This is a genomic window from Methylobacterium sp. CM6257, from assembly GCF_054611515.1.
This window is the reverse complement of sequence record NZ_CM137735.1, coordinates 5,430,005-5,455,620: the sequence shown is the minus strand read 5'-3', so window position 1 is coordinate 5,455,620 and position 25,616 is coordinate 5,430,005. Positions and strand designations below refer to the sequence as shown.

The window sequence follows — 25,616 nt, the reverse complement described above, 5'->3', positions numbered from 1 at the left end:
GGGGGCCGGGTCGACGTCCCGCTGACGACAGGCGCTCGATCCGGTGGACGGGACGTCCGCCCCGCGCCATTGTGTTCGGATACATTGTATTCAGGGCAGAGTTTCGTAATTGTCGAGACGGGGTGCAGCTCTTCCGCTGAATTGGGAGCCATTCCATGAATGCCATGACGGCTGAGGGCTCCACAGACCGGCAGCCCGCGCGCAAGACCAGATTGCGGCGGATCGCTGCCGCTGCCGGTGTGCCGCTCGACACGTTTTTCGGAGCGCCGGAGCCGCGGTCCTTCACGGACCTCGGCGAGCTGATCCGGTTGTGGGACACGGTCGCCGACGAAGCCGGGCGCGCCGAGATCCTCGCCTGCGCCCGCTCCGTAGCGGGCAGATCGAAGGATGGGACGCCCCCGCCGGCCTCATGACGCGCCGGCCGGTTTTTTGGTTCGAACAGCCCTGGCGGGAACGCGCCCGGACCGCTACATGTCGATGGCGGGGCTGCAGAGTTCGTCAGGAGCACTATCCCCGGGGCCTTATCGACTCCCTCGGGAGCTGTCCCTGGCCTCGTCCCTGGACTTGGCCAACACGGCGCCCACCTACGCTGTAGGTTTCCCGGGATCGATCCTCCAACGGCTCACGTGGCTCCGCACCCGCACCTTCCAGACTCCGCAGCCGCCGCGTCGAACGCGGCACGCAAGACCGACCTCCGCCGCGCGGCGCTCGCCGCCCGGGACGCCCTTGATCCCGACGCCCGGCAGGCCGCTTCCGCGGCGATCGGGCGGGCCCTTCTCGCCTTGCCGGAACTCGCCGAGGCGCGACTGGTGGGAGCCTTCTGGCCCATCCGCAGCGAGGTCGACCCCCGTCCGGCCGCCGAAGGGCTGCTCGCCCGCGGCCAGGCCGTGGCCCTGCCGCAGGTCACCCCGGACGGCCTCGTGTTCCGGGAATGGCGCGCCGGGGATGCGCTGGTTGCCGGACGATTCGGCCTCAGCGAACCGGACCCGTCCCTGCCGCCTGTCGAGCCCGACGCCCTGATCGTGCCCCTCGCCGCTTTCGACCGCACCGGCCAGCGCATCGGCTATGGCCGCGGCTATTATGACGGCGCGATCGCGCGCCTGTCCCGCACCGGCCCCGTCCTCACTGTCGGCATCGGCTTCGCCGCGCAGGAGGTCGAGAGCGTGCCCGCCGAGCCGCATGACCGGCCCCTCCAGTTCGTGATCACCGAGGCGGGTCCGATCCGTTTCGACAGGACGTCCTGACCCATGCGGCTACTCTTCCTCGGCGACGTCGTCGGACGCTCGGGCCGCTCTGTGGTCTGCGAGCACCTGCCCCGATTGCGGGAGCGGTGGAAGCTCGACTGCGTGGTGGTCAACGGCGAGAACGCGGCTGGCGGCTTCGGCATCTCGGAGACGATCTGCGACGAGCTGATCCAGGCGGGCGCCGACGCGGTGACGCTCGGCAACCACAGTTTCGACCAGCGCGAGGCGCTGGTCTTCATCGCCCGCCAGCCCCGTCTCGTGCGGCCGGCGAACTATCCGCCCGGAACGCCCGGCCGCGGTGCCACGGTGATCGAGACGCAGGGCGGCGCCCGCGTCCTCGTGGTGAACGTCATGGGCCGGGTCTTCCTCGACGCCATGGACGATCCCTTCGCGGCGGTGGAGCGCGAGATCTCGGCCTGCCCCCTCGGGGCGGCGGCCGATGCCGTGGTGGTCGACGTGCACGCGGAGGCCACCAGCGAGAAGCAGGCCTTCGGCCATTATCTCGACGGTCGCGCGACGCTCGTCGTCGGCACCCACACCCACACGCCCACCGCCGACCACCGGATCCTGCCCGGGGGCACCGCCTTCATGTCGGATGCCGGCATGTGCGGCGATTACGACTCGGTCATCGGCATGCAGAAGGACGAGCCGATCCGCCGGATGATCCAGAAGACGCCGGGGTCCCGTTGGGAGGTCGCAGGCGGCGAGGGCACGCTGTGCGGCATCGCCGTCGAGACCGATGGCCGCGGCCTCGCCACGAAGGTCGCGGCGCTCCGCCTCGGACCGAATCTGGAGGAGAGCCGGCCGCATTTCTGGGATTGACGTGTCCTTTGCGTGACTTGATCGCGTGCGGGCCTACCCCCACAGTGGCCGCGACGGACGCTCCTGGCGGCCGCATCTCGAGATCAGGCTAGAGCGACCGATGGCCGCCCGCGATACCGGCGAAGTCAAGAGAGAGCCGCTTGCGCGGCCCGGGATCTATCTCGGGCGCATGCTGATCTTTTTGATCCTGGTGGGCTTCCTGGCCTTCATTCTGTTCAAGCAGATCACGCCGGCCTTCCTGGCCAATCCCGGGCTCAACGGGCTGATCCTCGGCGTGCTGCTGATCGCGGTCCTGATCGCTTTCGGGCAGGTGATCCGGCTGTTCCGGGAGGTCGGCTACGTCAATGCCGTAGCGAGCGGCGCCCAGGCCAAGCGGCCGCCCGGCCTGCTGGCGCCGATGGCACCGATGATCGCCGCCCGCACCGCCGGAACGACCCTGCCGGGTACCGCCGGCTATCTCGATACGATCGCGGCGCGCCTCGACGAGGACCGCGAGATCCTGCGCTACATCGCCGGCATCCTGATCCTGCTCGGCCTGCTCGGCACCTTTTGGGGCCTGATCGACACCCTCTCGGCGGTGGGCGGCGTGATCAAGGGAATGCGCGGCGGCGGCGATGCCGGCGTGATGTTCGATGAGTTGAAATCCGGCCTGGCGGTGCCGCTCTCCGGAATCGGTCTCGCCTTCTCGGCCTCGCTGTTCGGCCTCGCCTCCTCGCTGATCACCGGCTTCCTGGAGCTGCAGGCGAGCCAAGCCCATGCCCGTTTCCACAACGAATTGCAGGACTGGCTGATGTCCGGCGCGACCGCGGTCGAGACGGCGGGCATTGCGGTCCGGCCGGGTGCCGGCACGCAGGAGTTGAAGGAAGCGGTCGATCGCCTGACGGCTCTGGTAGCCGAGGGCGGCGGCAGCCGCGCCGCGACGCTCGCCATGACCAACCTCGCCGAGGGCATCCAGGGCCTCGTCCAGCACATGCGCGCCGAGCAGCAGATGATTCGCGACTGGGTCGAGGCGCAGGCGAGCCGCGAGCGCGAGCTGAAGCAGGTGCTCGACCGGCTCGGACGGGAGCGGGTCTAGTGGCCTCGACGGCGGGACGCTCCCGGCGCGCGCTCAATGTCTGGCCCGGCTACGTCGACGCGCTGGCGACGCTGCTCCTGTCGGTGGTGTTTCTGCTCACGGTCTTCGTGGTCGGGCAGTTCTTCCTGTCGCAGGAGTTGACGGGGCGCGACGAGACGCTGGCGAAGCTCAACCGCCAGATCGCCGACCTCACCGATCTGCTGGCGCTGGAGCGCTCGAGCCGCCGCAACCAGGAAGAGGAGGTCCGTAACCTCCGCACGACGCTGGCCGCTGTCGAGCTCGAGCGCGATCAGGCGAAGTCCCAGGCCGAGGCCGCGACCGTCAGCCAGGGCGCGGCGGGGACCCTCGACAAGCAGCTGGAGGCGGAGCGCGGCGTCACCAAGCGGGCCCTGTCGCAGATCGATCTGCTGAACGAGCAGATCAGCGCCATGCGCCGCCAACTCGCCGCCCTGGAGGATGCTCTGGCGGCCTCCGAGAGCCGCGATCGCGAATCGCAGGCGCGCATCGCGGAGCTCGGCAGCCGGCTGAACGTGGCGCTGGCGCAGAAGGTCCAGGAGCTCGCCCGGTACCGGTCTGACTTTTTCGGTCGCCTGCGGCAGATCCTCGGCAACCGTCCCGACATCCGCGTGGTCGGCGACCGCTTCGTGCTGCAATCCGAGGTGCTGTTTCCGGCGGGCTCCGCGGCCCTGAAGCCAGAGGCCGGACCGGAGCTTGACCGAATCGCCGGCGCCGTCGCCGACCTCGCCAAGCAGATCCCGGCCGATCTGCCCTGGGTGCTGCGGGTGGACGGCCACACCGACGCGCGGCCGATCAGCACGTCGCAATTCCCGTCGAACTGGGCGCTCTCCGCTGCCCGCGCTATTGCGGTGGTCCAGTACCTGGCCGGAAAGGGCATCCCGCCTCAGCATCTCTTGGCCGGCGCCTTCGGCGAGTTCCAGCCCCTGGATCCCGGGACAACCGAGGAGGCCTATGCCCGGAACCGCCGGATCGAGATGAAGCTCACGGAGCGCTAGCCCCGAGTCGGGGCGCTCGCTGCGCTGTGTCCGATGGCATGGGTTACGCCCGATGTGCGTGGTGACATTGTAAATTCTGAATGTTTTGGATTTTCGGCTCTAGATTTGCGACAGAGATTTCGATATTTAATGTATTAGCAAGTATTTGCGCGGATCGTGGCCGCGTGTGCTCGATCGTATCTTAACGTTCTGTTAGCCATAACGCTGCATCGTGGCCCTGAGGTGGGGGTTCGTCGATGCCGAAGTTCAACACGTCCGTTCGCATCCACCGGTTCGCGGCGCTCGGTCTGGTCTGGGGGCCGCTCGTTGCCGCTGCCGGCTGGCGGCTGCTGAGCGCGGCAACCCATACGCCCTCCGAGCCGACGGTCGCAGGCGGTCTCACCGTGCTGACGGTGACCGCGAGTGGTGCCGGGCTGCTGCTGACGCGACGCCGCGGCGCCGAGCCGCCGATCGCAGCACCGCGTGAAGCTGGCTGGCGCGGTCTGCCGTGCGACGAGGCCGGCGCGATCGAGGCTGCGGTCCAGGTGTTCGAGGCGGGGCTGGTCCGCCTATGGGCCGCCGATGCGGCGACGGGCTGCGGGCCGGGTCCAAGCGCTCCACCGACCGACGACGTGACCGGTCTGCTGGCCGCGATCGCGGGGCAGACCAGCCTGATGGCGCTCAGAGCCTCGATCGCGGCGGCCCGTGGCGGTGAGGCGGGGTGCGGCTTCGCGGCGGCCGCCGCGGAGGTCAAGGATCTGGCGGGACAGATGGCGCGGGCCACGGACAGAATCGTATCCCAGGTCGGCCTGATCCAAGCGGCGGCCGAGCGGGCGCAGGAGGCGGCATGCGCGGGAACTCCGTCCCCCGGAGCGGAACCCGCGGCCTGAGAGGCCGGCGCCGTCAGCCCGCGAGCGCGTCCTTGTAGGCGAATATCCCGGGCGTCCCGCCGGTCATCAGGAACAGTACCGACGAGCCCGCCGGGTAGAGCCCGGCGCGGACGTCGTGGAGCAGGCCCGCGAAGGCCTTGCCGCTGTAGACCGGGTCGAGCAGCCGACCTTCGTGACGCGCCATCAGCTGGAGCGCTTCCAGCATGCCCTCCGTGGGGATGCCGTAGCCCGAGCCGCGATGGCTGCCATCGAGGTTGATCTCCTCAGGCAAGATGCGGCGCTCTGCGCCGATCAGCGCCAGCGTCGCGTTCGCCTTTTCCAGCACCTCCGCCCGAGCTCGGCCCTCCTCGGCGAGAACCGCGAAGGATTTCGCGAGCCGCGGCTCGAGATCCATGGCGGCGAGGCCCGCCACGAGGCCGGCATGGGTGCCGGCGCTGCCGTTGGCGGTGACGATCTGCGCGAAGCCGAGGCCCATGGATTCCGCCTGGGCCAGGATCTCGGCGGCGCAGTTCGCGTAGCCGAGGCAGCCGGTCGGGCTCGATCCGCCGGAGGGGAAGGTATAGACCCCGCGGCCCTGAGCGCGGAGTTCGGTCGCCCGCGCCTCGGCGGCCTCCAGAGAATCGGCGTCGCCCGGGAGTTCGCGGACCGCGGCTCCGAACACGTCGTCGAGGAGGCGGTTTCCGTTGCCGGTGTAGTCCGGATCCTGCCGCGGCACGCTGCGGGTCAGGAACAGCTCGCAGGCGAGGCCGGCCCGGGCCGCGGCGGCGGCCGTGAGCCGGGCGTGGTTCGACTGGATGGCACCGACGGTGATCACCGTGTCGGCACCCTCGGCGCGGGCGGCGCCGAGGAGGTATTCGAGCTTGCGCAGCTTGTTGCCGCCCAGGCCGATCCCGGCCACGTCGTCGCGCTTCACGAAGATCTGCACGCCGTTGAGCGCCGGGCCGAGATGGCGCGCGAGCCCGTCCAGCGGCTCGATGGGGGTCGGCTGCGTCAGGAGCGGCAGACGCGGGAAGCGGGCGAGGTCGAGCGTAGGCATCCGGGCGCTTCTAGCACCGCGAGACGCCCCGTGTCCCCGGAAGCGGCGAAGTCCCGGAGCCTCACTCCGCCAGCGGCAGCCGCTCGCCCCGAGCCCGGGGCTCCTTGCCGCGAGCGGTCTCGTCCAGCGCGTCGGTGAACTGCAGGTTCGCGAGCTGCGCGTAGAGGGCGCCCTGGGCCAGCAGGCTCTCGTGGGTTCCGGTCTCGACGATGCGCCCGTCGTCGAGGACCAGGATCCGGTTCGCCGCGCGGATCGTGGCGAGCCGGTGGGCGATCACCAGGGTGGTGCGGCCCTGCATCAGGGTGTCGAGGGCGGCCTGCACGGCGCGCTCCGATTCCGCGTCCAGCGCCGATGTCGCCTCGTCGAGCAGCAGGATCGGCGCGTCCTTCAGGATCGCCCGGGCGATGGCGATGCGCTGCCGCTGACCGCCGGACAGCGTGACGCCGCGCTCGCCCACCTGGGTCTCGTAACCCTGCGGCAGGGCCGCGATGAAGCCGTGCGCGTTGGCGAGTTCGGCCGCGCGCCGGACCTCCGCCTCGCCGGCCTCGGGACACCCGTAGCGGATGTTCTCGGTGACGCTCCCGGAGAACACCACCGGGTCCTGAGGGACCAGGGCGATGCGGGCGCGGAGCGCCTCGGGATCGACCTGCGCGATGTCGGTGCCGTCCACCAGGATCCGGCCGGCCTGCGGATCGTAGAACCGCAGCAGCAGCTGGAAGACCGTCGATTTACCGGCACCGGACGGCCCCACGAGGGCGATGCGTTCGCCCGGGGCAGCCGCGAAGCTCAGCCCGTCGAGGGCGGCGTGGCCGGGCCGCGTCGGGTAGGTGAAGCGCACGGCTCCGAAGTCCACCGCGCCGCGGGCCGGCAGGGGCAGGGGCAGCGCCGGAATCGGCGCGGAGATCGCCGGCTCGGCGGCGAGGATCTCGGTGAGTCGCTCGGCTGCGCCGGCCGACATGGCGAGGTCGCCGTAGACCTCGGAGAGCTGTCCCAGCGCGCCGGCACCGAACACCGCGTAGAGCACGAATTGCGAGAGTTCGCCGCCGGTCATCGTATGGTTGAGGACGCCCTGCGCGCCGTACCACATCACCCCGACGACCGAGGCCGAGATCAGGAAGATCGCCACGCCGGTGAGGAGCGCCCGCGCCCGGACCGAATCGCGCGCGGCGGCATAGGCATCCTCGGAGGCTGTCCGGAATCGGGCTGCCGTCGTGGCCGAGCGCCCGAAGGCCTGCATGATCCGCACCGCCCCGACCGCCTCGGCGGCGTAGGCGGACGCGTCGGCCAGACGATCCTGCGCGGCGCGGGAGCGGCGGCGCACGCCGCGGCCCGACACGATCAGCGGGAAGACGATGACGGGGATCGCGGCCAGCACCATCACGGAAAGGCGGGGGCTCGTGACCACCATCATGGCGGTCGCACCGACGAACAGGAACAGGTTCCGCAGGAGGATCGAGACTGAGACACCGAAGGCTGATTTGATCTGCGTCGCGTCCGCGGTGAGCCGGGAGACGATCTCGCCGGACTGCGCGCGGTCGAAGAAGGCTGGATCGAGGATCGTGAGCCGGGCGAAGACGGCGCTGCGCAGATCCGCCACCACGCGCTCGCCCAGCATCACCACCGTGTAGACCCGGGCCGCGCTCGACAGCGCGAAGGCCGCGACGACACCGAGCAGGGCCAGGAAATAGGCGTCGATCACGCCCGAGCCGTCGGCCGTGAAACCGTGGTCGATCACCCGGCGCATGGCAATCGGGACGACGAGGGTCGAGGCCGAGGCGCACATGAGGGCAATGAGCCCGGCAACGATGCGCCCCCGGTAGCGCAACGCGAAGGGCATCAGCGGCCGGAGCGCGCTCAGCGGGGCTTTGGGTCGGCCTTCCGCGGCCGCCTTGGTCTTACGGGCCATCACGCCTCACGTGTCATCGATCTCCCGGTCCGCGGCGCTTGTGACCGGGGAGAGGCTGCGGTATACGCCGCCGCTCATCCGATTGCGTGTGTTCAATGGCCGCGGGCCGCCACCACGGTCGGCTTGGACGTGCCGTTGCCACGAACCCACGGTTCGGTGCAACCGGTGATATCTTCCGCATTCCGGGCCGGGCGGCGCCTCCTGCGCTTCCCGCCGGCGTGCCAGATCAGGGACCACAGGTCATGGCGAAGGACGCGGCCGCAAAGGCCAAGGGGACCGAGCACCCCGACTACCACTTCATCAAGGTCGTGATGACGGACGGTACCGAGTACCAGACCCGTTCGACCTACGGGAAGGAGGGCGACACCCTCAATCTCGACATCGATCCGCTCACCCACCCGGCCTGGACCGGCGGCGAGCAGAAGATGCTCGACCGCGGCGGCCGTGTCTCGCGCTTCAACTCGCGGTTCGGCAACCTCGGCAAGCGCTGAGTTCACGACCTTTCGCCGCCTCGCTCTCGCGATGCGCGGCAACCAAGGCGGGCGGTCTCGTTTCGGGACCGCCCGTTTTCGTGCGCGCAGCCCTTGCGTGCCCGGAGGCACTGCCTTTGGCCTGTACGGGGTGTCGGTCTTCTTACAGAAGTTTTGTCTTGCCGGATACTCGCGGTAAAGTTGTTCCGCTTGCTAGATATTTGAATTAACGACTTACACACCGCGGAATAATAGTGTTGGCCTGCGCGCATGAATTGGCGTGGCTCGCGGCTGCCGCAGCGGGTCGGATCGGCGCAACGAGGGACGGATTCGGCGATGAACGGGGGTCCGTCGACCGGATTTGTCGACGCCGCCGGCGTCGAACTCCGTGTCCCCATCACGCGGCCGGATCCGAAGGCGCCCCGATACGGCTACGCGGTGGGTGTTGCCGCAGTCCTTGCCGCTCTGGCGGCGCGCGCGATCCTGCCGGGCGGTCTCCCGTTCATCACGTTCTACCCGGCTGTGATCCTGACGGCCTATTTCTGCGGTCCCGGCCCCGCCGTCGCTTCCGCAATCCTCTCGGGCTTGGTCGCCTGGTATTTCGTGTTGCCGTCGAACCTTCCTGTGACGGGTGCATCATCGAACGCTGCGGCTCTGGGCCTGTACGCCGCCGTGGTGAGCATCAATCTCATCCTGATCCACAGGATGCAGCGGTCGACGGACGCCAACGCCGCGCTGGCGGAATCCCAGCAGAGGCTGCTCGCCGAACTCCGGCGCGAGACCGCGTTGCGCGTCGCCAATGAGCGGCTCGCCGAGAAGACGCTGCTTCTCGATCTCGCCCTTCAGGCTGCCGATGCCGGTACATGGCGCTACTGCGTGGCCACGGGGCGGGCTCAATTGTCCGCGCGCATGGCGCGGCACCATGGATTCGGGGAGCAGCCGGTCGAGATCGATGTTGAGCGGGACTGGAAGCCACGCGTCCACCCCGCCGATGCCGAGCGGACGCTGCGCGATCTTCGGGCCGCCGTCGCGGCGCGCACGAAGTTTGCCACGGATTTCCGCGTCCTGCTGCCCGACGGTGCGGTGCGGTGGATCACCGGTCTGGGCCGTGTGGAGGTCGATGCGGACGGGGCCGTGACGGAGGTCGTGGGGCTCAGCCTGGATATAACGGCGCGCAAGGAGGCTGAAGCCAAGATCGCCCACTTGGCCTGCCACGATCCCCTGACCGGGCTCGCAAACCGGACGCTGTTCCACACGCGTCTCGAAGAGGAGATCGCCCGGGTGCACCGGCGCCAAGCTTCCTTCGCGCTGTTCTGTCTCGATCTCGACCGGTTCAAGGCCGTGAATGACACGCACGGCCACCTCGTCGGCGACGCGCTGCTCCGGGTTGTTGCCGCCCGCATCCGCGCGGAGGTCCGCAAGGAGGATACGGTGGCGCGGATCGGCGGCGACGAGTTCGTGATCATCCAGACCGAGGCGATTCAGCCGGAGAGCGCGGCCGCATTGGCCGAACGCCTGATCGCCGTCGTCCGGCAGCCGATCGAGCTCGACGGCCGCCTTGTGTCGGTGGGGCTCAGCGTCGGGATCGCCCTGGCGCCCGCCTGCGGCGACGAGCCTCTGGCCCTCTACAACAGCGCGGATGGTGCCCTTTATCGTGCGAAGGCCGAAGGCCGGAACACGTTCCGGTTGGCCGGCTGAATTACCGGGGCTCAGCCCTCGCTCAACCGGAAGGCCATCCGCAGCAAGCCCTGCTGTGCGGCCACCGGACTCTCCACCGGGGCAGGCGTCGGCCGATCCTCGGCGATCAGCGAGTCGAGGTGCAGGATGCGGGTGTGCAGGCGCCGCGCGCGCACGATCAGCTGCTGAAGGCGCACCGGCAGCAGGTTGAAATCCTGCGGCTTCGGCGGCTCGGCCGTGCCGAGCTTGACCCGGTGCTTCTCCAGAAGGGCCTCGGCCGGCGTCATCTCGCCCTCGGCGACCGCGCGCTGCACCAGCAGCCAGGAGGCGATCTGCATCAGGAGCGTGGTCAGACGCATGCTTTCGGCGGCGTAGCTCAGCGTGGCATCCCGGGAGATGAGGCGCGACTCGTCGCGGCCTTCGCCGTCGAGATAGGCCGCCGTCTCTTCCACGAGGGTCATGCCATCGCGGAATAGCGTCTTGAAGGCTTCCGAATTGACGTAGGACTTGCCGAAATCGACCCAGTCCTGATCGTCCCGGAACGTGACATCGAAGCCGTTCATCTGCCTCTCCTGTGCCGTCCGACGGCCCCGTTCGTCCCGAACCGGGACGCTCCGTCCGTGGCTTTCGCACGACGCAGCAATCTTAGCGCCGATCGGCGGCAACATCAGGGTTCATCCTTTTTTAACCTTAATGTGGCGCCTCCGGCTCCGGGCATGGCCGCTGCGGCCGGATACCAGCACTTAGAAGGAGGCTCGGACACCGCCGAATACGCTGCGCCCCGTTCCGGGATAGAACGCGGCCAGCGCGGCGGCTCCACCGGCCGTCGCGGCCGCATTGGCCACCACGGAAATATCCGACACGTAGCGGGCGTCCGTGAGATTGCGGGCATCGACGAACAGCGAGACGCCGTTGGCGAAGTCGATGCCGGCCTCGATGCCGATGAGCGCGTAGCCCGGCACCCGCAGGGTGTTGGCATGGTCGGCGAAGGCGCCTTGCGGCACCCAGTCGAGGGCCGGTGCGATGTGGAAGCCGCTCGGGTGGCGATAGTTCACGACGGTGCGCAGCACGTCCGCCGGGATGCCGGCGATGCGGTTGTTGCCGAAGACCGGGTCGCGGACGAACCGGAAATCGTTGTGGGTCCAGATCTGGGTCAGGCTCAGCCCATCCCCGGCGGCGGCGAGGTCGCGCGCGAGGTCGAGGGTGATGGCCGCCTCGACGCCCTGGTGGACCGAGCGGGGCGTGTTGAACGTCGCGGCCGGAATGTTGAGGCCGGGATTGGTCGAGAAGTTGATCAGCTCGTCGCGCAGATCCGACCGGTAGAGGGTCACGTCGAGGGCCAAGCGGTCGATGCGACCGCGGATGCCCGCCTCGTAGGTCCAGGCGCGCTGCGCCCGGAGGGGCACGAAGGTGGTGCTGAGGAGGTTCTGCTGAACGAGGTCGGAGAAGTCCGGCACGTCGCGGGACCGGGTCACGTCGCCGAAGACCTGCAGGTCGGGCAGCGGCTGCCAGAGCAGGCCGACTTTCGGGTTGATGCCCGCGTAGGTCACGTCGGCGAAGCGCGGATACAGGTTCCCCGGCAGCCCGCCCTTGTCGCTGAACGTGCGATTCGACGAGAACGCCTTCGCCCCGGTCATCAGCGCCACGTCCGGCAGGAACCAGAGACGGTTCTCGCCGTAGGCTTCGTAGCTCGACGCGCTCTGGAGCGAATTCAGCGTCGGTGCGCCGCGCTGGCCGCGGATGTTGACGAATTGCAGCGCCGAGTTCTGGCCCGCGAAGGCGCGCAGGCCCAGGACCACATCGTCGCGGAAGCCGCCGAGGTCGAAGGTGCCGGCCCAGTGCGGGCTGATCCCGTAGGTCCAGCCGTCCTGGTCGATGGCCTGGAAGATCGGGTGGTAGAGGCTCTTGTGGATCGCCCAGCTGTCCACGTCGAGCCTGCCGACGTCGAGCAGGAACGTGGTGCGATTGGCGATCCGCTCCGTCTCGACCTTGCGAGACTGGTTGCCCGTGATCGCGGTCGGGTTGGCGAGCGTCGGGGTGGTGAGGCTCTGACCGAGGGTGAGGGTGCCCGGCAGCTTCTGGTCGGTGAGATAGGTGCCGAGATAGAAGCGGGTCTCGATATCGGGTGCGATCCGGTAGCCGATGTTGGCGTTGAAGTTTTTGGTCGCCTGCGCCTCGTGGGCGCGGAAGCCGTCTGCATTCGTCAGCGTGGCGTTGACCAGCACGTCCAGCGGCCCGTCGATGCGGGACATCTGCGCCTGCTCGCGGATCGTGCCGAAGCTGCCGCCGTCGATGCGCAGGATATTGGGCGCCAGAGCCGTGTAGGCGGTCGGCGTGACGAAATTGACGGCGCCGCCCAGCGTCGTCGCCCCGAAGGTCAAGGCGTTCCCGCCCTTGTAGACCTCGACCGCCCGCAGGGCGAGCGGGTCGACCTGATAGAAGTCGCCGCTGCCATCCGCGAGGTTGAGCGGGATGCCGTCCTGCAGCAGCTCGATCCCGCGCAGGTGAAAGGCTCGGGCGATCCCCGACCCGCGCACGGACAGGCGCAGCTCCTGTCCGTAGCGCTCTTGCACGTAGACGCCGGGCACATCCTTCAGCACGTCGCGGATCGTGTTGGCGTAGCGATCCTGGATCGTGGCGGCGTCCACGAAGGCCACCGATCCGACGGTCCCGTACAGCGCCGCGCGCTCGGCATCGACGCTGGGGACCGAGAGGGAGCCGCGGGATTCCCCTGGCAGCGGCCCAGTGGGCGTGGCGCCGCTGCCGACCACACTGAGTTCGGGCAGGGTGACCGTTGCGCCGGATGGCGTCTGGGCCTGCGCTGCAGCGGGCATCGCGCAGGCGAGAAGAGACAGGCTGGCGCGGCGGCCGGCCCGGAAATGGCGGGGCATGGGTCGGATCCGTGTCTGGCGATCGGGAAAAGGAGGTGATCGATCAGACGCGCGGCGGGGCTCGTGCTCCTGGGCCTCTTCCGGGAGGTGCCCGCGGGAGGGCGATGCGCTTCGGCCGCTTTCGAGGGGTTGCGACCGGGTAGGCGGTCGGCGCGGATGCGGCCGCGGGGGGGTCGGGGAGGACAATGGGGCTGACGCGATGGCAGGCGGTGCAGCAGGCCGCGTGCTCCTGATGCGGCAGGTGTCCGGCGTCCGATGCCGACCCGTCCGGGTTGGTGCCTCCGAGGCATAGGACGTGTTCCGGCGCCGCCGCGGCGGCCAGCGCCATGCCGCCGAGGATGCTCTGGAGTGCGAGGGCGTACAGGGCGAGGATCGCCACGAGGCGACGGCCGACGGGGTAGCGGACGGGCCGGAACCGCGGCAGCACGCCGGGCGCCCGCTCCCGGAGGGGAGGGGACGTCCGGCGCGCAGGCCGGCCGTTCCGATCGATCGCGGCGCCCATGGCCGCCCGTCCGCCGAGCCGCCTCTTGGCGCTAGTGCTGGTGCTGCCCGCCGGGCGCTGCCGCGCCGATCGGCGCCACCGAGAAGGTCACCGGCACGGTGCCGGCACGCTGGAAGGTCAGTGTGCCCGACACGGTCTCGCCAGCCTTCGGCGCACCGGTGAGGCCCTCGAACATCAGGTGATACCCGCCGGGCTTCAGCTCGACGGTCTCGCCGGGCTTGATCGTCAGGCCGCCGGACACCGGCGCCATCTTCATGATGCCGCCTTCCATCGACATGGAATGGATGTCGCCCGACTTGGCGAAGGGCACCGCGGCACCGGTGAGCGTGTCGGGCGCGCTGCCGGAATTGGTGATCCGCACATAGCCGCCCGCGACCTTGGCGCCGTTCGGCGTGGCACGCAGCCAGGGGGTCTCGATGGTGAGGTCGCCGGCCTTGACGGGTGCCGCCGTGGCGGCCGTCGGCCCGCCGGCCTGTGCCACTTGGACGATGCGGAACGAGGGAGCGGCCGCCTTCAGGTCATGGATGTCCTGGCCGGGCTTCGGGATCTCGGTCCAGGCGTGGCTGCCCTCGGCGCAATCCTGCTGCACGGGAACGTAGACCGTCGTCCCGGGCTCGAACGTGTCGGCCACCTGCGCCAGGAAGGTGAACTCGTCGACTTCGTCATCCGGCAGGGAGCCACCGCTCCAGGTGATCGCCGTGACACCCTCCGAGGTGGTACCGTGATGCGTCGTGTAGGTCTTGGCATAGGCGCCGCGGGTGGTCGCCAGCGTCCAGCCGGGCTTCGGCATAGGCTTGGCGCCGATCAACCCCTCGGGGATGGTGACGCTCACCCGGGTGGTCGGCTTGCCGCTGCAGCCGTGCATGATCTGCACGACGCCGCGATAGCTCGAGCCGGGGCTCCCCTGCTTGCGCTCCAGCACCGCGTGGGCCTGCGCCGTGGATGCGACCAGGCCGAGGCCGATCACGGCCGAGACAAATATCTTCATGAGAATGCATCCGTCCTGAGGGATCCGTCGGGGAACGATCGCTCAGGCGGAAGGCGGACCTCGCGGTGACGCGCTGCGGTCGGGTGGCGCGCGGGGACAATGCTGGTCGATGCTCCGATACGCGGGGCTGTCGCCCTGTTCGGTCGTCCACGCGACCGGCGTATGGACCGTGCGGGCCGGCAGCGCGGAGCCGGCAGCCTGGGCCGTCGTGCAGCAATCGCCGTGGTGATGCGGGTGGGGCTTGCCCGGTGCCGCATCGGTCACCGTGTGTTGCGCGCAGAGGCCGTCGGCCGCGGCCGGGATCGGCATCAGCCCACCCAGGAAGGCTCGGAGCACGAAGGCGTAGAGCGCCAGCACGGCGATTACCGCGCGCAGCGGCGGCGTGGGACGGCCGTCCCTTGGTCGCCTCGAAGTGGCCGGAGCCGAATCCATGCTGCTCCCGTTCGCCGCCCGGTCCAGACCGCTATGGCATCCTTGCCACACCGGAACGCCCATGGCTGTTGCCAGTGTGCCGCACCCGGACGCGGCGTGCGCTGGCGCACGGTCGTGCCACATTCCGGCCCCTTCGATAGGGAGTCTTAACGCCATCCCGACACCGTGGCGCCCGAGACAATCCGCTCCCGTCACGCCCTGACGAATTCCGGACCAGAGCCAGCGACCGATGCGCATGAAGGCACAAAACCGGTTCACCGCAATCCTGAGTGTCGCCGCCCTTGGCGCGTTGGGCATCGGCGCCGCCGAAGCCCGCGACCAAGGCAATTATGCCCAGGCCGAGTGGGCGCAGGACTATGCCTCGCCCGCCGGCATGCAGGTGCAGCGCGAGACGGTGCCGATCCTCTCGCCGCAGACCGTTGCGGCGACCGAGCAGATGGTCGAGCGCTACAAGGACATCGTCGCCCGCGGCGGCTGGAAGCAAGTCTCCGGCGCCGACCACCTGCGGATCGGCTCGCGCGGACCGGCCGTGGCGGCCGTCCGTCAGCGCCTGATCGTCACCGGCGACCTCGATCCGGCCGCGGGCAGCTCGGGCGTGTACGATTCCTACGTCGCCGCCGGCGTGAAGCGGTTCCAGGCCCGCCACGGCCTCAGCCAGACCGGCACGATGAGCCTCGCCACCCAGCAGGCCATGAACGTGCCCGCCGACGTGCGCCTGCGGCAGCTCGAGACCAACGTCGTGCGCCTGCGCTCCTACTCGGGTGACCTGGGCCGGCGATTCGTGATCACCAACATCCCGGCCGCGCTCGTCGAGACGGTCGAGAACGGCCAGGTCGTCACGCTGCACGCCGCGGGCGTCGGCAAGATCGACCGCCAGTCGCCGATCATGAACACCAAGGCGACGCAGATCAATTTTAACCCGACCTGGACGGTCCCGGCTTCCATCGTGAAGAAGGACCTGATCCCGAAGATGCAGAAGGATCCGAACTACCTCACGGACAACCGGATCCGCATCCTGTCGAACGGCCAGGAGATCTCGCCGAAGTCGGTGAACTGGTTCTCGGACGAGGGCACCCGCTACACCTACCGGCAGGACTCGGGCGCCGACTTCAATTCGATGGGCATCGTGCGCATCAACATTCCGAACCCGTACGGCGTGTTCATGCACGACACGAACACCAAGGGCGTGTTCGGCGATGACTTCCGCTTCATCTCCTCGGGCTGCGTCCGCGTGCAGAACGTGCGCGAGTACATCACGTGGCTGCTGAAGGACACGCCCGGCTGGGGCCGCCAGCAGGTCGAGGAGGCGATCGAGAGCGGCAAGCGCATCGACGCCAACATCGCCCAGCCGGTGCCGGTCTACTGGACCTACATCACCGCCTGGTCGACCCCGGACGGTATCGTGCAGTTCCGGGATGACATCTACAAGCGCGACGGCGTGAACGTGCCCTCGACCATCGGAGCGCCGACCCCGGTGGCCAGCGCCGAGCCGATGCCGCAGACCTTCGAGCCCGGCGACGAAGAGTAAGCGCCCCGCCGGCCGATCGGTCCGGGACGACGCATCCGAAGCCCGCACCTCACCGGAGGTGCGGGCTTCGTGCGTTCGGGGCCGCTTCTGTCATCTGGCGGTCAAACGCGTCTGCTTGGACGCCGGGGTCATCGCGCCGGCGCTGGTCCCCGGATCGTCAGCCGGCCTCGATCCGCGGCTGTGCCGTGCTGGCGGTCGCCGGCGGGCGCGGGCGCGGGTAGGCGCCCGCACGCGACCTCTCAGGCCGCGAGCTGCCGCGTTCCGTGGCCGCCTTCCTGGATCTCCTCGATGACCTTGGCGCAGAAGGCGTCGAGATCGCCGGGATTGCGGCTTGTGACGATGCCGTGATCGGTCACCACCTCCTTGTCATGCCAGCGGCCGCCGGCGTTGATCACGTCGGTGCGGATCGAGCTGAACGAGGTCAGGTCGCGGCCCTTGGCCGCGCCGGTCTCGATGAGCAGCCAGGGTGCGTGGCAGATCGCGGCGACCACCTTCCCGGACGTCAGGAAGCTCTTGATCACCGCGAGGGCTTTCGGCTCGAGCCGCAGCTTGTCCGGGTTGATCTGGCCGCCGGGCAGGACCAGGGCGTCGAAGGCGGCGGGATCGACCTGCTCGAGGTCGGTGTCGACCGCGACCTCCTTGCCCCAGTCGGTCTTGTCCCAACCGCGGATCGATCCCTTGCTCTGGCGGGATTTCGGCGCGGCCACCGTGACCTTGGCGCCGGCCTGGGACAGCTTGGACTGCGGCACGGTCAACTCGGTCTCCTCGAACCCGTCTGTGGCGAGGATCAGGATCTTGGCTTGGCGGATGTCGGGCATGGTGGGCCTCCTTGGCTTTGAGAGTCTGGCCACCTAACCGAGGGCCGATCACCCTGTTCCGAGCCCTCACGAAGTCGGGAGAGGTCCGGATTTGCTATCGGAACCCTCGCTAGTGCGGTCCGTTGGTCCCCATCCCGAACCCATCAGGAGCCGCGTCATGGCCAATCCCGGCCTACCCGAGCCCACGCCCGGCGATCTGCCCCCGCCGCCCACGCCCGACGAGGAGCCGGACATCGGACCGACCGGGCCGCGCACGCCCTATCCGGTCAACGATCCCGGCATCGGCGAGCCGGGCGGTCCGGGCTCTGAGCCGGACATCTTCCCCGGCACGCCGACCGATCCCGGCACGCGGATGTGAGCCGCGCGGATTCCGCTCGGCTCAGTGACCACCATGCGAAGTGCGCACGTCGCGCGGCGCGTTGAGGATCTCGGAGAGGCTCGTCACCACGTGGCGGGCCTCTTCGTCCGTCAGGCGCAGCTGGAACGGCGGCAGTGCCCCCGCCTGAAGGGCGACGACGGCCTGCCCCTCGTCGTCCGTGCCGATTTCGATCGCGGAGGATGTCACGTCGAGCATGGCGACGTCCTCGTCGCCCATCTCTTCGGCCACGTCCGGCTCGTCCGTGTCGTCGATGGCGGTAAGCAATTGCCCGACGGCACGCACCAGGGCGCGGGCGGCCCGGGCATCCATCACCACCGCCGTCGCCTGATCGTCCTTCTGGAAAGAGAGCTGGATGTTCGCACCGTCCAGCGAGACCGAGATGCCTGCCATGTATCGTCCGGAGCCACGCGCCTTAACTGCTTGAGTGCATTCCGTATATGCATCGGGAATGCCGGGAATCACAGGGGGCGGCACGCCTCGGCTGAGTCCCGATCCCGGCCGCCGGCGCAGATCGTACGCCCGAAACGCCTTGTTGCCGCCGCAGCCAGTCCCTAAATACGTCCCTGGGGGGCTTTCCCACCGAGACTGACGCTCTTCAAGGTTCAGCGTCTCGCGCCCCGCCGCACTGGCCAAACCCAGCAAGACCGTGGTGCATCACGCGGCCCTCTCGCCGCGCGCATGGCCTATGGACGAACGAGGTACACTACGTGAATACCGGCACTGTGAAGTGGTTCAACGAGACCAAGGGCTACGGTTTCATCCAGCCTGACGATGGCGGAAAGGACGTGTTCGTGCACATCTCCGCTGTCGAGCGCGCCGGGATGCGTAACCTGATCGAGGGCCAGCGGATCGCTTACGAGATCCTCACGGACAAGCGCAGCGGCAAGGACGCCGCCGGCAACCTGCAGGCGGCCTGACCGTCGCTCGGGACTGAACCGGCCGCTTGAAGCGGTTCCCCCTTCCGACGCTTCCGTCCCGGGCGAGATCGTCCGGGACAGGTCGCGCCGGAGGCAATATTCCAGAAACGACGCCGGACAGCGAAAGCGTTCGGTCCAGAAAAGAAAAGACCAACATGTTATTCGAGTTCACACGGCGCCGCGGCGTCCGTTCGCCCGTCACCGATGCCCCGACCTTCCGGGTCGGGCGGCTTGCCCGGGCCAGGACCGCGGAACAGGCCGGGGCCGACATCAGCGACCTGATCGACCGATCCTACAACTACCATTCCCCCCGCGAATTGCACTGGCATCTGGCCGAGCGCCTCGGACTGGCTCCGGCGGCGGTCAAGCTCCGCGAAACCGCGGCGGCCTGAGCGCCCACCCTCGCCGAGACGTCGCGATCCTTCAGCGGTCCCAAGCCGCCAGAACGGGATCGCGCAGAGCCACCGGTGCGGCGAGCAGTTCGCCGTGCACCGGATCGGCGCGGTTGTAGGCCGTTGCCTCACCGCTGAAGTCGCACACGACGCCGCCTGCCTCCCGCAAGACGAGATCCGCGGCTGCGAGATCCCAGTCACGGGCATTGCTCGAAATCATCCCGACATCGACGGAGCCTTCGGCCACACGGGCGAGTCGCAGGGCGAGTGACGGGATGCGCTGGATCAGCTCGAAATCCGGGTTGGCGCCGGAGCCTCGGGCGAGGCGGTCGAGCATCGGCTTCGGGCCGGTGATGCGCGCGCCCGCGAGGCTCTGACGGGCATCAACCCGGATCGGCTCGCCGTTCCGGGTCGCACCGCGCCCGCGCACGGCCTCGTAATCCGCATTGCCAGCCGGCGCATGCACGAACCCGATCAGCGGCTGGCCACGGGCCAGCAGCGCGACCGCGATCGACCAGTCCGGATGGCCGGACAGGAAGGCGCGGGTGCCATCGATCGGATCGACGATCCAGACGAGATCGTGGCCGATGCGGGCCGGATCGTCCGCGGTCTCCTCTGACAGCCACGCCGCCTTCGGTACGAGGGCGCTCAGGCGCACCTTCAGAAACGCGTCCACCGCGACATCAGCCTCGGTCACCGGCGAGCCGCCAGCCTTCGACCAGATGCGGGCGGAGGTCTGGCCGCCGAGCCTGAAGAACGGCCGCGCGATGTCGGCGGCCTCGCGCATGACGGCGCGCAGCTCCGGCATCAAATCGGACACGGCTTCGTCGGTGAGCGGCTCGGACATCGTGCTCCGCGTGGGTTCGGTCAGGCCCACGAGAGGCCTCGTTGGCCGTCCGTCCGGCTGGTCGGACGTCCGGGCCCGCCTGGGCTGAGAGACCCGCGCGCGGAAGACCCGCGCCCGGTCGTTCCCGTTGTACGGCCCCTGCCGCACCGCCACAAGGACGCCGGTTGACCGATCGATAATGATCGATCTGAGCAAGGAAATGTTGAGCATTCAAGGAAGCATTGAGCATTCCGCAAATGACAGCGCTGTCCAGATTCGCTTAACGACGGCTCTTAAGCGGTGCGGAGGAGTTCGGGTGCGATTTTGCTTGGCATAACGGACGGCCCGACAGGGGTCGCCACTTGCTCCAGGGACTCGGACAGATGAACACTTCCCCGTTCACGGACGAACGCCGCGCAGGACATCCGATGCATGGTGCCGAAGCTGCTCCCCATTTCGAGGCCTCGGCGCTTCCGGTGATCGGCCGGACGTCCGGCGCCCGTCGGGCCGCCGGCATCGCGCTCGCCTACGCCTCCGAGGACGCGGAGATCACCGGAACCGACCGGTTCAGCCTGATCCTGGTCGATGCCGCGGGCGAGGAGCTTCATCGCTTGGGCAGCTTCGATGAGGACGACGTGGTCGCCGTGTGGCGCGACATCGCAGGCCGCGCCGGTCTGGTGCGGATGATCGTGCGGGAAGACGGCGTCCTCGTCCCGGTCTCCCAGCAGATCGGCCGGTTGATCCTCGGTCAGGTGCGTATCCGCCGCCGTCATGCCGGGCTCGGCGGGCGCCGCCCGCGCTTCCTGGCCCGCCGCAAGACCGGCCGACTTCCGGCCCGCCCGCAGATCTTCCGCGGCGAGAGCGAGATCATCGCCCGCAGCTGAAGGCGCCAGCGGATCTCAGGTGAGGCCGCGCAGAAGCGCGTCCGCGGCGAGGCCGACGAACAGGATCAGACCGGCATCCCGGTTGGACCGGAACAATGTCAGCGCCCCACGTCCGTCGCGCTCCCGAAGTGACAGGACTTGCCAGGCCAGATGCGCGGCGAAGGCCGCGACACCCAGAAGACCGACAAATCCCGCGCCGGCTCCTCGGGCCGCCAGCATCACTAAAATTGCCGCCAGGGCGTAGCACAGGCCGACGGCGAACCGCACGTGCGCGCCGAACAGGCGGGCGGAAGAGCGGATCCCGGCGATCTCGTCGTCCTCGATGTCCTGGACCGCGTAGATCGTGTCGTAGCCGATCACCCAGCACAGCGCTCCGGCGTAGAGCAGCAGCGCCGGCGGATCGAGGCGGGCGAACACCGCCGCCCACCCCATCAGCGCACCCCAGGAAAAAGCCAGCCCCAGGATCGCCTGCGGCATCGGCATGACCCGCTTCATGAACGGATAGATCGCCACCGGCACCAGCGAGCACAGCCCGAGGAGGATTGCGTCCTCATTGAACTGCAGCAGCACGGCAAGCCCGATCAGGGCCTGCACGACCAGGAACAGGGCCGCGTGGCGCGGGCGCACCTGGCCCGAGGGGAGAGGGCGCAGGCGCGTGCGCTCCACCTGCGCGTCGAGGTCGCGGTCGGCGATATCGTTGTAGGTCGAGCCCGCCCCGCGCATCGCCACCGCCCCGATCAGGAACAGGAGGCAGTGCCAGGGATCGGGGAACGCCTGGTCCGCCGCGATCGCCGCCAGGGCGGCCGACCACCAGCAGGGCAGGAGCAGGAGCCACCAGCCGATCGGCCGGTCGATGCGCGCGAGGCGCAGATAGGGGCGCCAGGGTCGCGGTGCGAATCGGTCGACCCAGTGCCCGGCGACGGCGTCCGCCGGCCGTCCGTCGTCAATCGCCGTCCCGCTCATCGGTCGGATCTCCGGTCGTCGCACATGAGGCCCCCTCCGCTGCAGAGGGGATCCGCGCCGGATCCGTGATCCTCTCAGACGATCTTACAGAGCGCCCTGCGGCAGCTTGAAGCTGCCGGTCAAGCCCGGACCGCCGAGAAGGCCGCCGCCCCCGCCATTGGCCTGAGCCTGAGCGCGGGCCTGCGCCTCCATCTTGGTCGCCTGGGCGGCGACGCTGCAGATCTTGGTGCGGATGCCGCTGACCTTCAGGTGATCGGCCTTGAAGCCCTCCGCGAAGGAATCGGGGATCGAGCACCATTCCTTGTTGGCGGAGATCCACTTCAGGCCCTCGGCGCCGTTGGCCTGGAGCTTCCCGAACAGGGCGCAGGCCTCCTGCGGGGTCATCTTCTTCTTGGATTGCGAGGCCGCATTGGCGCGGCCGACCAGCGCCTTGCGCTCGGCCAGGGTCTTCTGGATAGCGCCGCATTCCGGTGCCGCGCTCTGCGCGAAGGCCGCGGTGCCGAACAGGACGGTGCCGACCAGCACCGCCGCCCCCAAACTCAAGCTCCCCTTCGCCATCCCGCGACTCCCTCGACGCCCTCGCCGGAACCCGCGCGCCGCCGGTCCCTCTCCATCCCATCGGGTTCGCCACAGGATTGTGGCGTCAATCGAGCGGCAAACGGGCCGCGCGATGCTGCGGTGGATGGAGGGCGGAAAAGCGATTCCCGTAACCATTCCGCAACAGTTTCGGCCGCCCACACCGCGTTGACAGCTCTGCCCAGCCGCGCGACCACGCGCCCATGCCGGCCTACGACTTCATCGCCCCGCGCCTTCACGTCGCAGCTGATCTGGCTGCGGGCGTGATTCTGCCGCTCGACCGGGCGCAGGCGAACTACCTCGTCAACGTGCTGCGGCGGGGACCGGATGATCCCATTCTGGTCTTCAACGGTCGCGACGGCGAGTGGCGCGCGCATCTGGTTCAGACCGGGCGGAAGGGTGCCGACCTGCACGTCGCGGCGCGCACGCGTCCGCAGACCCCGCCCGCCGACCTGCATTACCTGTTCGCGCCCTTGAAGAGCGCGCGCCTGGACTACCTCGCGCAGAAGGCGGTGGAGATGGGAGCTGGCACGATCCGACCGGTCATCACCCGTTTCACGCAGGGGGAGCGCGTCAACATGGACCGCCTGCGCGCCAACGCCGTGGAGGCGGCCGAGCAATGCGGAATCCTGGCGATTCCCGATTGCCCGGAGCCGGAGCGCCTTCCGAAGGTTCTGGCCGGCCTCGCCCCCGAGCGCCTGCTGGTGTTCTGCGACGAGGACGCGCCGGTCGGCGATCCCGTGGCGGCGCTGCGCGCGGCGGGCGACCCGCAGGCGCCGCCGCCGCTCGCCGTGCTGGTCGGGCCGGAGGGCGGCTTCTCGGAGGAGGAGCAGGACTTGATCCGCGCCCGACCCAACACCGTCGCGCTGTCGCTCGGTCCGCGAATCCTGCGGGCCGACACCGCCGCCGTTGCCGTGCTGACCCTGGTTCAAGCGGTGCTGGGCGATGCCCGCTGAAGTCCATGCCCACCGCCTTCATGTGTGCTCGCGCACATGAGAGCGTTGCCGCGGGCGATTGTTTCCCCGGATCGGACGTGAAGCGCCGCGCCGGTCGACGGCGCCGCGTTGTGGGTTCCCGGCGGCTCGATTATGTCCCTCACCGGACGCCGGCTGCGCCGCGGGCTCATCGGGGTCGGGGGCGGGTGTCCGTCCGGAGCCCGCTCGCAAGAGGGGGCTGAACCGGGCGGATCCGCCGGAGCTTTCCGGCGCACTTGCATCCCAGGCACAGGTCAGACGCACGGGCAGGCAGCGCATGGCGCGCGACAGCAACGACACCACGCCGCTCACCACGCGCGCCGAACTGATCGAATGGTTCGCCGCAGGCGAGAAGCCGCGCGCGCACTTCGCGATCGGCACCGAGCACGAGAAGATACCGTTCTACCGGGCCGACAGGACGCCGGTCCCCTACGACGGGGACCGCGGCATCCGGGCCCTGCTGGAAGGGCTCGCCCGCGAGACCGGTTGGGAGCCGATCCTCGACCTCGGCAACATCATCGGTCTGTCGGCGGCGGAGGGCGGCGCGATCTCGATCGAGCCGGGCGGCCAGTTCGAGCTCTCGGGCGCGGCGCTCCCCGACGTACATGCGACCGTGGCCGAACTCGCCACCCATCTCGCGGCGACAAAACGGGCCGCCGATCCCCTGGGCATCGGCTTCCTGACGCTCGGCATGAGCCCGAAATGGCGTCGGGACGAGACGCCGGTCATGCCCAAGAGCCGCTACCGGATCATGGCGGGCTACATGCCCAAGGTCGGTTCGCTGGGTCTCGACATGATGCTGCGCACCGCCACCGTGCAGGTGAATCTCGATTTCGCCTCCGAGGCCGACATGGTGCGCAAGATGCGCGCCTCCCTGGCCCTCCAGCCCGTGGCGACCGCGCTCTTCGCCAATTCCCCCTTCACCGACGGCCGGCCCAACGGGTTCCTGTCGCGCCGCTCCGAGATCTGGCGCGACACGGACGCGGATCGCACCGGCATGCTGCCCTTCGCCTTCGAGGCGGGGTTCGGCTACGAGGCCTATGTCGACTGGTTGCTCGACATGCCGATGTACTTCGTCAAGCGCGGCGATACCTACCACGACGTCTCAGGCGCCTCGTTCCGCGACCTGATGGCCGGCAACCTGCCGCAGCTGCCGGGCGAGTACGCGACGGTCTCGGACTGGGCCAACCACGCCTCGACCGCCTTCCCGGAAGTCCGGCTCAAGCGCTTCCTCGAGATGCGGGGCTCGGATGTCGGCGACCCCGGGATGATCGCCGCCCAGGCCGCCTTCTGGGCTGGCCTGCTCTACGACGAATCCGCTCTCGATGCCGCCCTCGACCTCGTGAAGGGCTGGAGCCCGGCGAACCGCGAGGCCGCCCGGGCCACGGCCCCGCGGCTGGGGCTTGCGACGCCGGTGGCCAACACGACGCTCGGTGTGGTTGCCGCCGAGGCCCTGGCCATCGCCCGGTCCGGCCTACGTGCGCGGGGCCGCCGCGACGTCGAGGGGCGCGACGAGACGATCTACCTCCAGCCGCTCGAAGCGATCGTCGCGGCGGGCCGCACCCGGGCCGAAGACCTGCTGGCCGACTACGAGGGACGCTGGGGCTCCTGCGTGCGCGCGGTTTTCTCGGAATGCGTCTTCTGAGCGGGTCCTGAAGCGCCTTTCTGCACAGGCGCGAATCTCTGCGCAGATGTGCTATTAGAACGTTCCGAACGCGGCCGCGCCCGCCTGAGGAGAGCGTTCCATGACCCGCTTCACCGCCGCCATCCTGGCCGGCTTGGCATCTCTGCCCCTCGTCAGCGGCGCCTGCCGCGCCGCCGATCCGGCGGCGGTTGGCGCCGCGCCCGGCCGCTGGCACTATGCCCCCGGCGGGCGGATTGCCGGAACCGTCGCGCCGCGGGGGCGGCCGGAATACAGCTACTATGGCGAGTACGGCTATCCGGCACCGTTCGGCTACGGCTATGCCTACGCGCCGGCGCGCAGCCATGGGTTCGACTACGGCTACTACGGTCCGCGCTACGCTTGGTCCGCGCCGGACTGGTATTACGGCCCGGCCTTCGGCTACTACGAATGGTGAGCGCGCGGCCGCCGGCGCCCCGATCCGCGGATGCCAGCGACGCTCTCGGAGCCGGCCCGTGACCTGGCCGGGAGCCCTCGGTTTGCGGAACGACGATCCGGACTGCATCGACCTCGATCTGAGCGGGCTGAAGTGCCCGCTCCCGGTTCTGCGCACCCGCAAGGCCCTGCGCGGCCTGGGCATCGGTCAGACCCTGGTCGTCACCTGCACCGACCCGCTGGCGATGATCGACATCCCGAACCTCGTGCGCGAGGAGGGCGCCCGGCTCGGCGCGGCGGAGCGGCTGGGCGATCGCCTGCGCTTCCGGATCACCGTCTCCGTGAAGCCGCCGCATTCCTGAACGATCCGTCCGGATC

General features: G+C 69.4%; 29 protein-coding genes and 1 other RNA gene. 18 read left to right on the top strand and 12 right to left on the bottom strand.

Annotated features, from left to right (window positions below):
- Nucleotides 1–155 precede the first annotated feature (155 nt).
- The 7 genes from ACYCO6_RS26625 (at nt 156) to ACYCO6_RS26595 (ending at nt 5,023) form a co-directional block, all read left to right on the top strand.
- Nucleotides 156–413, top strand: a complete 258-nt coding sequence (locus ACYCO6_RS26625; protein WP_459764925.1) for a hypothetical protein — start codon at nt 156–158, stop codon at nt 411–413.
- A 67-nt stretch (nt 414–480) separates the two neighbouring features.
- Nucleotides 481–637: non-coding RNA, 6S RNA (gene ssrS / locus ACYCO6_RS26620), on the top strand.
- The gene (locus ACYCO6_RS26615; protein ID WP_459764923.1) at nt 627–1,244 is read left to right on the top strand and encodes a 5-formyltetrahydrofolate cyclo-ligase; all 618 of its coding nucleotides are present in this window, start codon (nt 627–629) and stop codon (nt 1,242–1,244) included. Before ssrS ends, ACYCO6_RS26615 begins: the two co-directional genes overlap by 11 nt.
- A 3-nt stretch (nt 1,245–1,247) precedes the next feature.
- On the top strand, nt 1,248–2,066 hold the full coding sequence (locus tag ACYCO6_RS26610; protein ID WP_459764921.1) for a TIGR00282 family metallophosphoesterase: 819 nt from the start codon (nt 1,248–1,250) through the stop codon (nt 2,064–2,066).
- Nucleotides 2,067–2,166: 100 nt separating this feature from the next.
- Nucleotides 2,167–3,141, top strand: a complete 975-nt coding sequence (locus ACYCO6_RS26605) for a flagellar motor protein MotA (RefSeq protein WP_459764919.1) — start codon at nt 2,167–2,169, stop codon at nt 3,139–3,141.
- Complete coding sequence (locus ACYCO6_RS26600) at nt 3,141–4,154, top strand: peptidoglycan -binding protein (protein WP_459764917.1); 1,014 nt, start codon at nt 3,141–3,143, stop codon at nt 4,152–4,154. Before ACYCO6_RS26605 ends, ACYCO6_RS26600 begins: the two co-directional genes overlap by 1 nt.
- Before the next feature lie 236 nt (nt 4,155–4,390).
- Nucleotides 4,391–5,023: a methyl-accepting chemotaxis protein gene (locus ACYCO6_RS26595; protein WP_459764915.1), complete on the top strand. Its 633-nt coding sequence runs from the start codon at nt 4,391–4,393 to the stop codon at nt 5,021–5,023.
- 13 nt (nt 5,024–5,036) lie between these two features.
- On the opposite strand, the gene ACYCO6_RS26590 is transcribed toward ACYCO6_RS26595, so the two are convergent.
- Together ACYCO6_RS26590 and ACYCO6_RS26585 are read right to left on the bottom strand one after the other, a co-directional pair.
- Nucleotides 5,037–6,059, bottom strand: a complete 1,023-nt coding sequence (locus ACYCO6_RS26590) for a D-cysteine desulfhydrase family protein (protein ID WP_459764913.1) — start codon at nt 6,057–6,059, stop codon at nt 5,037–5,039.
- A 61-nt stretch (nt 6,060–6,120) separates the two neighbouring features.
- Nucleotides 6,121–7,965 (bottom strand): ABC transporter transmembrane domain-containing protein, encoded by a 1,845-nt coding sequence (locus ACYCO6_RS26585; protein ID WP_459764911.1) that lies wholly within the window; start codon nt 7,963–7,965, stop codon nt 6,121–6,123.
- Nucleotides 7,966–8,207: 242 nt separating this feature from the next.
- Between ACYCO6_RS26585 and rpmE the strand changes: the two genes are divergently transcribed.
- Nucleotides 8,208–8,456 carry a 50S ribosomal protein L31 gene (gene rpmE, locus ACYCO6_RS26580; protein WP_012322259.1) on the top strand — a complete coding sequence of 83 codons (249 nt, stop codon included), beginning with the start codon at nt 8,208–8,210 and terminating at the stop codon, nt 8,454–8,456.
- 315 nt (nt 8,457–8,771) lie between these two features.
- Nucleotides 8,772–10,133, top strand: a complete 1,362-nt coding sequence (locus ACYCO6_RS26575; RefSeq protein WP_459764908.1) for a diguanylate cyclase domain-containing protein — start codon at nt 8,772–8,774, stop codon at nt 10,131–10,133.
- An 11-nt stretch (nt 10,134–10,144) separates the two neighbouring features.
- On the opposite strand, the gene rcdA is transcribed toward ACYCO6_RS26575, so the two are convergent.
- From rcdA to ACYCO6_RS26550, 5 genes are all read right to left on the bottom strand, one after another.
- A complete protein-coding gene (rcdA, locus tag ACYCO6_RS26570) occupies nt 10,145–10,675 on the bottom strand; it encodes a protease adaptor protein RcdA (protein WP_459764906.1) in 531 nt (176 codons plus the stop codon).
- Between the two features lie 180 nt (nt 10,676–10,855).
- Entirely contained in the window at nt 10,856–13,003 is a 2,148-nt protein-coding gene (locus ACYCO6_RS26565; RefSeq protein ID WP_459764904.1) for a TonB-dependent receptor family protein, read from the bottom strand.
- Between the two features lie 43 nt (nt 13,004–13,046).
- Nucleotides 13,047–13,505 (bottom strand): hypothetical protein, encoded by a 459-nt coding sequence (locus tag ACYCO6_RS26560; RefSeq protein ID WP_459764902.1) that lies wholly within the window; start codon nt 13,503–13,505, stop codon nt 13,047–13,049.
- Between the two features lie 31 nt (nt 13,506–13,536).
- Nucleotides 13,537–14,493: a DUF1775 domain-containing protein gene (locus tag ACYCO6_RS26555; protein WP_459764900.1), complete on the bottom strand. Its 957-nt coding sequence runs from the start codon at nt 14,491–14,493 to the stop codon at nt 13,537–13,539.
- A 42-nt stretch (nt 14,494–14,535) separates the two neighbouring features.
- Entirely contained in the window at nt 14,536–14,925 is a 390-nt protein-coding gene (locus ACYCO6_RS26550; protein WP_459764898.1) for a hypothetical protein, read from the bottom strand.
- A 229-nt stretch (nt 14,926–15,154) separates the two neighbouring features.
- Here ACYCO6_RS26550 and ACYCO6_RS26545 point away from each other — a divergent pair, with 229 nt between their 5' ends.
- On the top strand, nt 15,155–16,453 hold the full coding sequence (locus ACYCO6_RS26545) for a L,D-transpeptidase family protein (RefSeq protein WP_459764896.1): 1,299 nt from the start codon (nt 15,155–15,157) through the stop codon (nt 16,451–16,453).
- Between the two features lie 239 nt (nt 16,454–16,692).
- Here ACYCO6_RS26545 and ACYCO6_RS26540 read toward each other — a convergent pair whose 3' ends face one another.
- Nucleotides 16,693–17,271, bottom strand: a complete 579-nt coding sequence (locus tag ACYCO6_RS26540) for a type 1 glutamine amidotransferase domain-containing protein (RefSeq protein WP_459764894.1) — start codon at nt 17,269–17,271, stop codon at nt 16,693–16,695.
- Between the two features lie 157 nt (nt 17,272–17,428).
- On the opposite strand from ACYCO6_RS26540, the gene ACYCO6_RS26535 reads away from it, so the two are divergent.
- Nucleotides 17,429–17,629 carry a hypothetical protein gene (locus tag ACYCO6_RS26535; RefSeq protein ID WP_459764892.1) on the top strand — a complete coding sequence of 67 codons (201 nt, stop codon included), beginning with the start codon at nt 17,429–17,431 and terminating at the stop codon, nt 17,627–17,629.
- Between the two features lie 21 nt (nt 17,630–17,650).
- Here the strand turns inward: ACYCO6_RS26535 and ACYCO6_RS26530 are convergent, their stop codons facing one another.
- Nucleotides 17,651–18,040 carry a hypothetical protein gene (locus ACYCO6_RS26530; protein ID WP_459764890.1) on the bottom strand — a complete coding sequence of 130 codons (390 nt, stop codon included), beginning with the start codon at nt 18,038–18,040 and terminating at the stop codon, nt 17,651–17,653.
- Nucleotides 18,041–18,357: 317 nt separating this feature from the next.
- Here ACYCO6_RS26530 and ACYCO6_RS26525 point away from each other — a divergent pair, with 317 nt between their 5' ends.
- Together ACYCO6_RS26525 and ACYCO6_RS26520 are read left to right on the top strand one after the other, a co-directional pair.
- The gene (locus ACYCO6_RS26525; protein WP_012322269.1) at nt 18,358–18,567 is read left to right on the top strand and encodes a cold-shock protein; all 210 of its coding nucleotides are present in this window, start codon (nt 18,358–18,360) and stop codon (nt 18,565–18,567) included.
- Between the two features lie 155 nt (nt 18,568–18,722).
- Nucleotides 18,723–18,959: an AsnC family transcriptional regulator gene (locus ACYCO6_RS26520; protein ID WP_459764887.1), complete on the top strand. Its 237-nt coding sequence runs from the start codon at nt 18,723–18,725 to the stop codon at nt 18,957–18,959.
- Between the two features lie 31 nt (nt 18,960–18,990).
- On the opposite strand, the gene ACYCO6_RS26515 is transcribed toward ACYCO6_RS26520, so the two are convergent.
- Nucleotides 18,991–19,806, bottom strand: coding sequence for an inositol monophosphatase family protein (locus ACYCO6_RS26515; RefSeq protein WP_459764885.1), 816 nt, complete (start codon nt 19,804–19,806; stop codon nt 18,991–18,993).
- 407 nt (nt 19,807–20,213) lie between these two features.
- Here ACYCO6_RS26515 and ACYCO6_RS26510 point away from each other — a divergent pair, with 407 nt between their 5' ends.
- Complete coding sequence (locus ACYCO6_RS26510) at nt 20,214–20,669, top strand: DUF6101 family protein (protein ID WP_459764883.1); 456 nt, start codon at nt 20,214–20,216, stop codon at nt 20,667–20,669.
- Between the two features lie 15 nt (nt 20,670–20,684).
- On the opposite strand, the gene ubiA is transcribed toward ACYCO6_RS26510, so the two are convergent.
- Both ubiA and ACYCO6_RS26500 read right to left on the bottom strand, forming a co-directional pair.
- A complete protein-coding gene (gene ubiA, locus ACYCO6_RS26505) occupies nt 20,685–21,632 on the bottom strand; it encodes a 4-hydroxybenzoate octaprenyltransferase (protein WP_459764881.1) in 948 nt (315 codons plus the stop codon).
- Between the two features lie 84 nt (nt 21,633–21,716).
- Complete coding sequence (locus ACYCO6_RS26500; RefSeq protein WP_459764879.1) at nt 21,717–22,190, bottom strand: hypothetical protein; 474 nt, start codon at nt 22,188–22,190, stop codon at nt 21,717–21,719.
- Between the two features lie 221 nt (nt 22,191–22,411).
- Here ACYCO6_RS26500 and ACYCO6_RS26495 point away from each other — a divergent pair, with 221 nt between their 5' ends.
- The 4 genes from ACYCO6_RS26495 to ACYCO6_RS26480 all read left to right on the top strand — a co-directional run bounded on the left by ACYCO6_RS26495 (nt 22,412) and on the right by ACYCO6_RS26480 (nt 25,600).
- Entirely contained in the window at nt 22,412–23,164 is a 753-nt protein-coding gene (locus ACYCO6_RS26495) for a 16S rRNA (uracil(1498)-N(3))-methyltransferase (RefSeq protein ID WP_459764877.1), read from the top strand.
- A gap of 295 nt (nt 23,165–23,459) precedes the next feature.
- Nucleotides 23,460–24,827 (top strand): glutamate--cysteine ligase, encoded by a 1,368-nt coding sequence (locus tag ACYCO6_RS26490; RefSeq protein WP_459764875.1) that lies wholly within the window; start codon nt 23,460–23,462, stop codon nt 24,825–24,827.
- Between the two features lie 100 nt (nt 24,828–24,927).
- The gene (locus tag ACYCO6_RS26485; protein WP_459764873.1) at nt 24,928–25,260 is read left to right on the top strand and encodes a hypothetical protein; all 333 of its coding nucleotides are present in this window, start codon (nt 24,928–24,930) and stop codon (nt 25,258–25,260) included.
- 82 nt (nt 25,261–25,342) lie between these two features.
- The gene (locus ACYCO6_RS26480) at nt 25,343–25,600 is read left to right on the top strand and encodes a sulfurtransferase TusA family protein (protein WP_459773745.1); all 258 of its coding nucleotides are present in this window, start codon (nt 25,343–25,345) and stop codon (nt 25,598–25,600) included.
- The last annotated feature ends 16 nt before the right edge of the window (nt 25,601–25,616 follow it).